Origin of the sequence: Frigoribacterium sp. ACAM 257 (assembly GCF_007954365.1) — a bacterium.
GTDB lineage: Bacteria > Actinomycetota > Actinomycetes > Actinomycetales > Microbacteriaceae > Frigoribacterium.
The window spans coordinates 566,304-578,037 of record NZ_VOLO01000002.1 but is presented as its reverse complement, the minus strand read 5'-3'; the positions used below and the strand labels follow the sequence as shown (position 1 = coordinate 578,037).

Sequence of the window (11,734 nt, the reverse complement as noted above, 5' to 3'; positions counted from 1 at the left end):
CATCAATTGCGCACAACTGAGTTGCGCACAACGTGCTAGTGTCGGGACCATGACCGCGGCCGCCCCGACCACCCCCCTGCTCGACGAGCAGATCTGCTTCGCGCTCTACGCCGCGTCGCGGGCGCTGACCACCCGGTACCGCGAACTGCTCGAGCCGCTCGGCATCACGTACCCGCAGTACCTCGTGATGCTGGTGCTGTGGGAGCAGGGGCCGACCGGCGTCTCCGGGCTCGGCGAGCGCCTCCACCTCGACTCGGGCACGCTCTCCCCGCTGCTGCGCCGCCTCGAGGGCCAGGGCCTCGTGACCCGCACCCGGGTGCCCGACGACGAGCGCAGCGTGCGCGTCGAGCTCACCGCCGACGGCGAGGCGCTCCGGGCCTCGGCGGCCGGCATCCCGGCGAGCATCTGCGCCGCGACCGGGCTCGACCCCGCGGCGATCGCGGCCCTCACGGCCCAGGTCGGCGAGCTGGGCGACAGCGTCCGCGCCGCCTCCTAGGCCTGCCGCCGCCTCGCGCCGGCGACCCGCCGCCCCACGACTCCCCCGACTCCCCCTCCCCACACGAAAGAAGGAACACGATGCCCACTCGCACCTCCCGCACCGCATGGAACGGCAGCCTCGAGACCGGCGAGGGCCAGGTCGAGCTCTCGAGCTCGAAGCTCGGCACCTACGACGTCTCGTTCCCGAAGCGCGCCGCCGACGACGCCGCCGGCTCGACCAGCCCCGAGGAGCTCCTCGCGGCCGCCCACTCCGCCTGCTACGCCATGCAGTTCAGCGCCGTGCTCGGCCAGGCCGGCGGCACCGTCGAGTCGCTCGACGTCAAGGCCGACGTCTCGCTCGGCCCGGACTCGGCCGGCGGCTTCAAGCTCACCGGCATCGCCCTCACCGTCCGCGGCGAGGTCTCCGGCATCGACGAGGCCCAGTTCCAGGCGGCCGCGCAGGACGCCAAGGAGACCTGCCCCGTGAGCAAGGCGCTGACCGGCGTCGAGATCACGCTCGACGCGACGTTCGAGAGCTAGGCAGCACCTGCCCGCACCGCCGGCACCAGCGACGAGGCCCGCTCCGCGCGACCGCCCACGGATCACCGTGGAGCGGTCGGCGGGGCGGGCCTCGTCGTGCGCCGATCCGTCACGTACCTGACCCGTCACGTACCTGACCCGTCACGTACCTGATCCGTCACGTACCTGATCCGTCACGAGACGGATCAGACCTGACAGGAGTCTTCCTCCCCCGGGACGGCAGCGGCCGGGCCCCGATCTGGGGCCAGGCCGGGGCCAGTCACGAGGAGGCGGCACTCCGAACCCGAGACGACGAAGCAGCGCTCGGGCACGGACGACCGGGCGAACCCTCCACGGAAGGCCCGACCATGAACGACGAGACGCGCCCCACGGCGACCCCCACCTGTCCCGACTGCCACGGTCCGGCCAGGCTCGTCGACAACCCGTACTACGGCTCCGGGCTGAGCGTGCACCCGTGGGTGCTCACCTGCACGGCCTGCTCGTCGTCGACCTTCGTGCCGCGGCAGGAGCCACGAGAGCGGCGCGCGTGCCCGGTGCGGAGACGCGGGGCATGGGCCCGGCTCGCCGCGCGGCTCGGTCGCCGCTAGCTCAGCGCGGCTCAGCGCGGCTCAGCGCAGCCGCCCCACCACGCTCCCGGCGACTGGGCGCTGCCTCCGAGCTGCCTGGGAGCGGGAACACCCGACCACCCCGCGGGCGTTGGCTCGTGGCATGACTACGTACGGAATCATCGGAGCAGGCAACATCGGCAGCCAGGTCGCCCGGGCACTCATCGAGCACGGCCACGACGTCGTGATCAGCAACTCGCGCGGTCCCGAGACCCTGACCGACCTCGTCGCCGACCTGGGCGACAAGGCGCGTGCCGCGACGTCCGAGGAGGCGGCGGAGGCAGGCGAGGTCGTGGTCGTCACGGTCCCGCTGAAGAACTACGAGCAGGTGCCCGTCGCACCGCTCGCGGGCAAGGTCGTCATCGACACCAACAACTACTACTTCGAGCGCGACGGCCAGATCCCCGCCCTCGACAACGGACTCGACACGGTGTCGGGCATGCTGCAGCGCCACCTGCCCGAGAGCAAGGTCGCCAAGGGCTTCAACCACATCATGGCCAAGGACATCACCACCGACGGCAAGCCCGCCGGCACCGAGGGCCGTCGCGCCCTCGCGACGTCGAGCGACTTCGAGGAGGCCGCCGAGCTCGTGCAGCGCCTCTACGACGAGGTCGGCTTCGACACGGTCAACGTCGGCCCGCTCAGCGAGAGCTGGCGCGTCGAGCGCGACCAGCCCGCCTACGTCGTGTCGCAGACCCGCTCGGAGCTCGTCGAGAACCTGGCCAAGGCCACCCGCGCGACGGCGACGAACGAGCCGGCGCCGCACCCCAGCGAGGCGTAGCCGCCGCCGCTTCTCCCCTCGGGGACGCGACCCGCGCCTCCTGCGAGCGCTCATCGCGCCAGAGAACCCCGTTCCGTTCAGAGAACCGCATTGCTTCGCGGTTCTTCGAACGGAACGGGGTTCTTCGTGCGTCCAGGACGAGCGCAGGGCCGAGACCTGGCCCCGCGTGACCCCTAGCGCGTCACGACGACGAACCCGCCGCCGCGCACCAGCGCGACCGACTGACCCGAGACCGTCCGCTGCGACACGAGCGCCCCGCGCGAGTCGTAGCTCGCGACGGTCGACCGCACGCCGCGCGCGCCGACCGTGGCCGGCAGCGGCAGCTTCGACGTCGACGAGACGAGCTCCGTCGCCCGGCCGCCGGCCCCGGTCAGCGCGAGCCGCTGCACGAGGGGCCGCACGATCAGCGCGTCCACCGTCACCGGCTGCGACCCGCGGGCCGTCACCGTCACGGAGGTGGCCCCCGGCCCGACGGGGACCGGCAGCGTCTGCGGCAGCAGCGCCCCGGAGGCGGCGGTCACGCCCTGCGCGCCGACCCGCGTCGTCAGCGTGCCGAGCGGCACCCGTCCGGCCCTCCAGACGGACGTCGACACGACTCCCTCGGCGCCGAGCAACACCGGCTCGACGTGACGCAGCCCCGACCCCGCGGGGACCGTGATCGTGGCGCTCTGACCCGGCTGCAGCGTCAGCGCGGCGCCGCCGCTGTACTGCGACTCGCCCGTCCACGCCGAGTCGGGGGTGACGACGGTGCCCGTCGTGGGCGACGCGCCCTCGGCCTCGATCGTCGTCAGCCCGTCCCGCGAGGCGACCGTGGTCGACGCCTGGGCCAGCGCCGACACGTCGGGGGCGCCGTCCAGCGCGATCATCGAGAGCAGGCCGTGGATCGTGCTCTCGGCGCCGCTGTTGCGGTTGACCGAGCCGTCGGCCTGCACGCCGTCGTTCGTCACGCCGGTCGCCCTGTCGTAGACCGGCTTCCCCGAGCGGTTCGTGCCGAAGTACCAGCTGGCCGCGACGGCGGCCACCTGGCGGAAGCCCGCGCCGCCCGAGGCGTCGGCCACGGCGAGCGCCGACTGCAGGCGCGAGTCCGCGCCGTAGGCGATCTGCGTCTGGTCGACGGGCGTCGGGTACCAGGCGTTGTCCGGGCCGCTGGCAGTCAGCAGGGTCGTCGTGAAGGAGGCGGTGTCGACGACCGCGGGAGCCAGCAGGTCGCTGCGCCCCAGCACGGTCGAGGCGCGCGCCAGGGCCGCGGGCATCTGCGACGCCCACGAGTGCCACATCGAGCGCGAGTTCGTCCACGGCAGCACGGCGCCGTACGGCCAGGTCTGCGGGTCGCCCGACGCCATGCGCGCCACGCCCTCCGCGAGCTGCGTCGTCGCGGTGCGCACGGTCGCGTCGTCGGGGGCGGCGGCGACGTACGAGCTGAGGCCGAGCACGGCCTCGGCCGTGGCGTCCGCACCGTCGACGATCAGCCACGCGGGCACCTTCGTGCCGTCGGCGACGTCGTACTGTCCGTACCGCGACAGCGTGTCGCGCTGCAGCGCGGTCACACCGAGCTGGAGGCGCTGCTGCAGGAACGCGGCGAACTCCGGGTCCTCGTCGCGGAACGCCGCGAAGCCCTCGCCGAACGCCCAGATGCTGCGGGCGAGCCAGTAGCTGTTGCCGCTGTCGGAGGGGTCGGGCAGCTCGACCGGCACGGGGCTCCGGTTGAACGTGCCGTCCGGCTGCATCCAGAGCACGACGTTGCCCGAGGCCGGGCCGGTCGTGGTCTGGAAGTACGCCGTCGCGCGCAGCAGCTCGTAGGCCTTGTCGCGGCTCGCCTCCGCGCCGGTCTGCTGCCAGTCGCGGAGGTACACGACCGCGGCGCGAGACACGTCGTCGGAGTTGTACGCGCCCTGCCCCCAGTACCCGGTCGCAGGGTCGAGCGGCCCGCCGCCCACCCGGGCGAACGCGCCGCCGTCACGGGCGTCGGCGTAGGTCCAGGGCAGGGTCAGCGTCGGCTCGCTGTCGAGGCGGTACGACGTGTGCCCCTCCTCGGCAGCGGGCGTCGTCTGGTCGAGCAAGAAGTCGAGGTGTGCGAGGTTCGTCAGCGGCGCCGGCGTGGCGGCAGCCGTCGGCGCGGCAGCGCTCGGCGCAGCCGGCGCAACAGGCGCAGCCGGTGCCGCAGGAGGCGCGGCGGACGCCGGCAGCGCCCCCGTCACCCCCAGCGCGATCGCGGTGGTGGCGGCCAGGGCGAGCCCGGTCCATCGTGAGGTGCGTGCGGTCATCGTCGACCGCCTCCTTCTGTCGGGTGTTCGGGATGGTGCGGGATGGTGCGGGGGCGTCAGGCGCGGTCGAGCCGGGCGACGCCGATCTTCGAGTCGGCCATGCCGTAGAAGACGAACGGGACCCCGTCCACCTCCTCGATCGCGGTGGGGAACACCACGTTCGGCACGATGCCGTCGCGCTCGTCGGCGGTCTCGGCCTCGAGCAGGGGCACGGCCGAGCGGGTCACGACGCGGGAGGGGTCGTCCGCGTCGAGGATCATGCCGCCCGCGGCGTAGTTGACGTTCTGCTGCTGCGCGAACACGTCGTCGATGACGCCCGTCACGCCGTGGTGCAGCAGCAGCCACCCCTCGGGCACGCGACGCGGGGGCGGGCCGCCGCCGATCTTGAGCTCCTCGAAGGGGAACTCGGGGCCGGCCACGGGTGCGTGCTGCCCCCAGCGGGCCAGCGCACGCTCGTCGGCCGCGACCGCGTCGACGGGCACGTAGCTGATCCAGATCGAGTGCCGCCCGTCGGTGACGCCGGCGGGCAGCGGGCTGCCCTCGCCCGGCACGGTGGCGCCGATGTGCCACATCGGCCGGTGCAGCACGGCGAAGCTGCGGACGCCGTCGGGCGCGGTGACGGGCGACGGGAAGAACGTCGTGTCCTTGTTGTGGAACAGCCCGAGGTCGGTGTCGAGCTCGTCGACGTAGTCGAACGTCACGGGCCCGAGGCGGCGCCACTCGCGCAGGTCGTCGCTGACGGCGACGGCGGTGCGGGGCCCGAGCGGACCGTACGCGACGTAGGTCATCACGTGCAGGCCGAGCTCGTCGACCCAGGTGACGCGCGGGTCCTCGACGCCCGAGTGCGTGGCGCCGCGCTCCCAGCCGCGGTCGGGGGCGAGGACGACGCCCTGGCGCTCGACGCCGACGGGCACGCCGTCGTCGACGAGCACGCGGGCGAGGCCGACGCGCGAGACGTTGCCGGCGGCGACGAGCCGCGGCAGCAGGTACAGCTCGCCGTCGGGCCCGCGGCCCGAGCCGGGGTTGAGCACGCCCTCGGCCTCGAGCGGCTCGTCGGGGTCGGGCGCCATGACGACGCCGAGGCGCGTCAGGCGGTAGGGGAACGGAGGAGGTGCGGTGTCGGTCACGGGGGATCTCCTGTCAGCCCTTCACGCTCGAGCCGACGTCGGTCGAGATGAAGTAGCGCTGGAACACGATGAACAGCAGCACGACCGGGGCGGCGAGCACGACGGCTCCGGCCAGGGTCGCGCCGAAGGGGTTGGCGGCGGTGGCGGCGACGTTCGAGATGTAGTTCGCCAGCGAGACGGCGAGCGGCTGCATCGACGCCTCCTTGGTGATCAGGAACGGCCAGAGGAACTCGTTCCACGGCCCGATGAACGTCAGCAGCAGGGCGGTGACGAGCGCGGGGCGGACGAGCGGCAGGGCGATGTTCCACAGCAGCCGGAACTCGCCGGTCCCGTCGATCCGTGCCGCCTCGAACAGCTCGCGGGGCAGCTGCAGGAAGTACTGCCTGAAGATGATCACCGCCGTCGAGTTGATGGCGAACGGCAGGATCATGCCGAGGTAGTTGTCGCTCAGCCCGTAGTTCCGCGCGATGAGGACGTACAGCGGGATGACCAGCAGCTGGAACGGCACCACCTGCACGAGCAGCGCGAGCGCGAAGGTCACGCCGCGTCCCCGCCACTGCAGCACGGCGAGCGCGTAGCCGACGAGCACCCCGAAGACGACCGTGCAGATCAGCACCCCCGCGGTGAAGATGCCCGAGTTGACGAGCCCCGTGAGCAGCCCGATGCGGCTGTCGATCGCGGCGTAGTTCTCGAGGGTGAGGTTCGAGGGGTGCGGGAACGCGCCCGCGACGGTCGGGTCGGGCCGCGCCTGCAGCGAGCCGATCACCATGTAGTAGAACGGGAAGAGGAACGCGAGCGCCCCGAGCGCGAGCACGACGCCTCGCAGCGTGGTCTGGGTCCTGGACATCTCAGTCCTCCTTGCCGCCGGCGAACCGGTTCTGCAGCAGCGCGATGATCAGCACGAGCACGACGAGCACGACGCCGATGGCGGCCGCCTGGTCGGGGTTCCCCTGCTCGATGCCCTTCTGGTACATCAGCAGGACGGGCGACGTGGAGGCGCCGTTCGGGCCGCCTCCGCCGGTGAGCAGGTACGGCTCGGTGAACAGGTTCGCCCCGGTCACCGTCGACACGAGCAGCACCAGCACGGTCGCGGGGCGCACCCCGGGCACGGTCACGGTGAAGAACGACCGGATCGGGCCTGCGCCGTCGCTCGACGCCGCCTCGTAGAGCTCCTTCGGCACGTTCTGCAGCGCCGCGAGGTACAGCAGGATGTAGAACCCGAGCTGCTTCCACGTGACGAACAGCGCGATCGAGGGCATCGCCCAGGCCGAGTTGATCAACCACGACGGCGACGGCGCCAGCGGCCCCAGCACCTGGTTGACCAGGCCGCTCCCGGTGAACAGGAACAGCCAGACGGCCACGACGGCGACGCTGGCCGCGAGGTACGGCACGTAGAAGGCGACGCGGAGGAAGCCCTTGAAGTGCGACACCTTGTCGAGCGCCGACGCCAGCACCATGCTCAGCACGACGGTGAGCGGCACGTTGATGACCAGGAAGATCCCGACGTTGCCGAACGACCGCAGGACGGCCGGGTCCGTGAACGCCGTGACGAAGTTCGCCAGCCCGACGAACGGCCGGTCGACGACCGCGCCCGGCGCGGTGAAGAAGTAGTCGTGGAACGCGATGTACACCGCGTAGACCAGCGGGTACGCGAAGACCGCGAGCACGAAGATCAGGTACGGCGCGCTGAGGAGCAGGCCGAGCGGGTTCTTGCCCAGCAGCGAGCCTCGCCCGCGGGCCTTCCGACCCGAGGAGGCGGGGGGCGCCTCCTCGGGTCGGCTGCCGGTGACCGGGGCGGTCGCCCCGGCACGGAGGGAGGACACGGGTCTCAGCCCTGGGCCGCGAGCTCGTCGATCTCGGACGCGGCGTCCTTGAGCGACGATCCGACGTCGCCCTCGCCGAAGATCACGCTCTTCGACCACGCGTCACGGAACGCCTGCAGCTCGGCCACGGTGTTCGGGCCGGACGGCACCTCGATCGTGCGGGCGGCCTGGTCGCCGAACAGCGCGTACGACGGGTTGGCGTCGAAGTAGTCGGAGTAGGTCGAGGCGAGGTCGGTGCGGATGGGCATCTGGCCCGTGGTCTCGAGCAGGGCCCGGTCGGAGTCCTCGCTGGTCGAGTACTTCAGGAACTCCCACGCGGTGCCCTGGTTCTCGCACGCCGTGTACATGCCGACATTCTTCGCGTCGCTGAACGTGTAGGTCTCGTCGGCGTCGGTGCCGTCCTTCGTCGGCACCGGCACGGCGCCCCAGTTGACGTCCTCGTACACGTTGACCGCCCACGGCCCGACGATCGACATCGCGGCCTCGCCGTCGGCGAAGCTGTCGCCCGTGTACTGCTCCTGGCCGGCCAGGCCCTGGTCGTAGAGGTCGCGCCAGAAGCCCGCGACGTCCTCGCCCGCGCCGTCGGCGAAGGTGGCCTTGCCGTCCTCGATCAGGCCGGTGCCGCCGGTCTCGGCCGCGTAGAGCGGCATGAAGTCGAACTGCGACTGGAAGAACTCGCTGGTCGGGGCCGGGTGGATCGCGTAGTCGGAGACGCCCGCGTCGACGAGGGTCTTGCTCGTGGCCAGGAAGTCGTCGTAGGTCGACAGCTCGGGGTTCTCGGCGTCGAGGCCGGCCTGGGTGAAGAGGTCCTTGTTGTAGAAGATCATCACCGGGTTCGACTTCCAGGGCATCTGGTAGTACTTGCCGTCGGCGTCCTGGTACTGCTCGGCGAGGTCGCCGCTGCGGTCCTCGATGTACGCAGGCCCGTCGTCGAAGCTCGACAGGTCGACGAGGCCGCCCTGCTTCTGGAACTGGCCGACCGCGCTCGGGGCCGTGTTGTAGACGAGGCAGGGGGCGTTGCCGGCCGTGATGGCGGCGCCGATGACCTCTTCGCTCGACTTGCCGGCGGGGATCTCCTGGCCCTTGACCTGCTCGTCCGGGTGGTCGGCGTTCCAGGACGCGACCGTGGCCTTGCCCCACTCGACCTCGGACTCGTTGTTCGAGTACCAGATGGTGATGGGGCCCTTCGCGGTGAGGGCGTCGCCGCCGCCGCCTCCCCCGCCGCCCGAGCAGGCGGTCAGGCCGAGGCCGGCGAGCAGGACGGTGGCTCCGATGAGTGCGGTGCGTCGTTGCACGGTGTTCTCCTTGGGTTCGGGTGGTGCGCTGCGGTGCAGAGGTGGTGCGTGGTGTCGTGCGGGTGCGGTGCGGGTCAGGAGGGGCGGTCGACGGGGTCGTCGTCGACGCCGCCGCCGTCCGCCTCGCGGTAGACGTAGAGGTCGCGGCGACCAGGAGGCGCGTCCCAGCCCTGCGCGAAGGTCCAGCGACCGTCGACCCGGCCGAGCCCGCCCCAGCAGAGGGAGCCGCCGGGCGTGAGCGCGAGCTGCTCGAAGGGGCGGTCGACGTCGTAGAGCGCCTGGCTCGCGGCGAAGCGGCCCTCGGCGTCGTCGTGGAACACGTCGAGCACGAGCCGTCCGTCGCCGGTGACGATCGCCGCGGCGACCTCGTGCAGGTGCCCGCCGACGCTCGACAGGTCGAGGTACGGGGTCGGCTCGAAGCGCCAGGTGCGCATGTCGTCCGACCGGCCGACGTGCAGCACGCCGTCGAAGCCCTCGCTGACGAACATCAGGTACTCGCCGCCGATGCGGACGGCATCTCCGTGCTCGTCGCGCGGGATCACCGCGCCCTTCGCCCACAGCCGCGTCTGCTCGGGGTCGGCGATCGGGCCGAGGCGCTCCCAGGTGACGAGGTCGTCGCTGACGGCGAGCATCATGTCGCAGCCGACCGCCTCGACGGGGTAGCCGGTGCTCGGGAACGCGGCCCGCGCCTCCTCGGTGATCGGCCAGATGCCGTTGTAGAAGAGCCAGAAGCGGCCCTCGGCCCGGTAGACCTTCGGGTCCTCCGTGCCGAGCAGCTCGAGGTCGCGGGTCGGCCGGACGACCGGGTTCGCCGGGTCGTCGACCCAGGCGGCGGCAGTGTCAGCGTCGGTGTCGGTGTCGGTGCCGGTGCCGGTGCCTCCGACCGTCAGGTCGCGGGTGGCGTGGCCGATGCGGCTGCCGAGGCTCTCCTTGACCGGCGAGGCGCGGTAGAAGAGGTGCAGGACGCCCTCGTGCTCGATCATCGTCGGGTTGTAGAGCGACGAGCTGGTCCAGCCGATGTCGTCGGGATCGTCCCACTGGTGGTCCAGGGTGAAGGTCAGCGCGGGGTCAGGCGCGAAGGGGCCGACGGCCCAGTCGGGGCGTTCGGATCCGTAGGCGTCCTCGCCCGAGAAGGTGAGCTGGGCGAGCGCGCTGGTCAGCGCGTTCCGGTGCGCGAGCGCGTCGTCGAGCACCTGCCGGAGGCGGTCGCGCGTCAGCGGGACGAGGTGCGCTGAGAGGGGGGTCGCCCCGGTCACGTCGGTCGCCGCGTGGTCGGCGCCGCCCGCGGGCAGGGAGGCGGCTCGGGCGAGGTCGCGGGCGGCGGTGGTCGTCGCGGGGTCCATGGGCACCAACTTCGTCGTCGGGTGGCTGTCTCGATCTACCGAAACGTTTCGGTAGAGGTGAAGCTAGCACGGAGCCGCCGGGAACGTAACCCCCGCCTCCCGCCTCCCGCCTCCCGCCTCCCGCGCCCTCGCCGCCCGAGCCCGCACCTGCCGAATGCCCCGTTCCGGACAAGATGACGCGATGTGCCGCGTCATCTTGTCCGGAACGGGGCAGCACAGGGGCGGTCCGAGGCGCGCGGAACGACGGAGCGGGGGCGCGACGGGAGAGAGCGGGGAGGGATCAGCGCGGAGCGGGACCGGTGGAGGCGCGGACCAGGAGGCGCGCCGGCTCGATGTCCGCGTGCGCGACCGCGGGCACCGCCCCCTCATCCACCCTCACACGGGAAGACGCGGCGACACCCGAGGCCGCGCTCCCGGCATCGGGGCCCTCGACGGCGGCGAGCAGCAGCCGCGCGGCCTCCGCGCCGAGCAGTCGCGGCGCCGTCGTCAGCGTGGTGAGCGCAGGCCGCACGTAGGTGCCCAGCTCGATGCCGTCGAACCCGGCCACGCTGACGTCCTCGGGCACGCGCACGCCCCGGGCGTCCGCCTCGGCCATGAACCCGATCGCGGCGAGGTCGTTGGCGCAGAACACGGCGGTCGGCCGGTCGCCGCGGTCGGCAGCACCGTCGCCGGCACCCCCGTCGCGAGCAGCCCCGCCGAGCAGCTCGGCCGCGGCGCGACGTCCCCCCTCGTACGTGAAGTCCGCCTCGACGAGCACGCCGGGGTCGCACCCCGCGGCGACGAGCGCCTCGCGCCACGCCTCGACCCGGTGCACCGCGTGGACGAACCGCGACGGCCCGGCGACGTGGGCGAACCGTCGGTGCCCGAGCGACACGAGGTGGGCGACGAGCTCGTGGACCCCCGCCGAGACGTCCTGGTGCACCGCGGGCAGGGGGAACCCCGGGGCCGGGTTCACGCCGACGGCCGGCAGCCCGAGCTGCTGCACGAGGGCGACGCGCGGGTCGTCGACGACGAGCTCGTTGAGGAACACCCCGTCGACCCGACGACCGGCAGCGAGGCGTCGGTAGCGGTCGAGCGTCTCGTCGGCGGCCGAGCCCATCTGCAGGATCAGCGCGTAGCCGCGCGGGTCGAGCACCGACTCGAGACCGCCGATGAAGCTGCCGAAGAACGGGTCCGACTCGAGCACGAACGGGTCGCGGTGCACGACGAGCCCGACGGTGAAGGCCCGCTTCGCGCTGAGCGAGCGGCCACGGACGCTGGGCACGAAGCCCAGGTCGGAGGCGGCCTGCTTGATCCGTGCCCGCGTCTGCTCCGAGACGCCGGGCCGGTCGTTGAGCGCGCTCGACACGGAGCTGATGGCGACGCCGGCACGGGCGGCGACCTCGACGATGGTGACCCGGTCCGTCACGTCGCGCCTCCTCGTCGGTCGGCCTGTCGGCTGGTCCTCGGCGGCGGCCGGGGACCCGTCGATGCTACGGC

General features: G+C 72.6%; 11 protein-coding genes. 4 read left to right on the top strand and 7 right to left on the bottom strand.

Annotated features, from left to right (window positions below):
* Positions 1–49: 49 nt before the first annotated feature.
* The 4 genes from ES689_RS09120 to ES689_RS09105 all read left to right on the top strand — a co-directional run bounded on the left by ES689_RS09120 (position 50) and on the right by ES689_RS09105 (position 2,403).
* Positions 50–496 carry a MarR family winged helix-turn-helix transcriptional regulator gene (locus tag ES689_RS09120; protein ID WP_133738305.1) on the top strand — a complete coding sequence of 149 codons (447 nt, stop codon included), beginning with the start codon at positions 50–52 and terminating at the stop codon, positions 494–496.
* A gap of 80 nt (positions 497–576) precedes the next feature.
* On the top strand, positions 577–1,017 hold the full coding sequence (locus ES689_RS09115; protein WP_146903156.1) for an OsmC family peroxiredoxin: 441 nt from the start codon (positions 577–579) through the stop codon (positions 1,015–1,017).
* 347 nt (positions 1,018–1,364) lie between these two features.
* Positions 1,365–1,604, top strand: a complete 240-nt coding sequence (locus ES689_RS09110) for a hypothetical protein (RefSeq protein ID WP_146903152.1) — start codon at positions 1,365–1,367, stop codon at positions 1,602–1,604.
* A 121-nt stretch (positions 1,605–1,725) separates the two neighbouring features.
* Positions 1,726–2,403 (top strand): NADPH-dependent F420 reductase, encoded by a 678-nt coding sequence (locus ES689_RS09105; RefSeq protein ID WP_146903149.1) that lies wholly within the window; start codon positions 1,726–1,728, stop codon positions 2,401–2,403.
* Positions 2,404–2,576: 173 nt separating this feature from the next.
* Here ES689_RS09105 and ES689_RS09100 read toward each other — a convergent pair whose 3' ends face one another.
* The 7 genes from ES689_RS09100 to ES689_RS09070 form a co-directional block, all read right to left on the bottom strand.
* On the bottom strand, positions 2,577–4,667 hold the full coding sequence (locus tag ES689_RS09100; protein WP_146903146.1) for a hypothetical protein: 2,091 nt from the start codon (positions 4,665–4,667) through the stop codon (positions 2,577–2,579).
* 56 nt (positions 4,668–4,723) lie between these two features.
* On the bottom strand, positions 4,724–5,737 hold the full coding sequence (locus ES689_RS09095) for a glycosidase (RefSeq protein WP_146903647.1): 1,014 nt from the start codon (positions 5,735–5,737) through the stop codon (positions 4,724–4,726).
* Between the two features lie 70 nt (positions 5,738–5,807).
* Positions 5,808–6,641, bottom strand: coding sequence for a carbohydrate ABC transporter permease (locus ES689_RS09090; RefSeq protein ID WP_123547795.1), 834 nt, complete (start codon positions 6,639–6,641; stop codon positions 5,808–5,810).
* A 1-nt stretch (position 6,642) separates the two neighbouring features.
* Positions 6,643–7,617, bottom strand: coding sequence for a carbohydrate ABC transporter permease (locus ES689_RS09085; protein WP_146903143.1), 975 nt, complete (start codon positions 7,615–7,617; stop codon positions 6,643–6,645).
* 5 nt (positions 7,618–7,622) lie between these two features.
* Complete coding sequence (locus ES689_RS09080) at positions 7,623–8,912, bottom strand: sugar ABC transporter substrate-binding protein (RefSeq protein ID WP_146903140.1); 1,290 nt, start codon at positions 8,910–8,912, stop codon at positions 7,623–7,625.
* A 74-nt stretch (positions 8,913–8,986) separates the two neighbouring features.
* The gene (locus ES689_RS09075; protein ID WP_223269497.1) at positions 8,987–10,255 is read right to left on the bottom strand and encodes a hypothetical protein; all 1,269 of its coding nucleotides are present in this window, start codon (positions 10,253–10,255) and stop codon (positions 8,987–8,989) included.
* Between the two features lie 280 nt (positions 10,256–10,535).
* Positions 10,536–11,663, bottom strand: coding sequence for a LacI family DNA-binding transcriptional regulator (locus tag ES689_RS09070; RefSeq protein WP_146903137.1), 1,128 nt, complete (start codon positions 11,661–11,663; stop codon positions 10,536–10,538).
* Between the last annotated feature and the right edge of the window lie 71 nt (positions 11,664–11,734).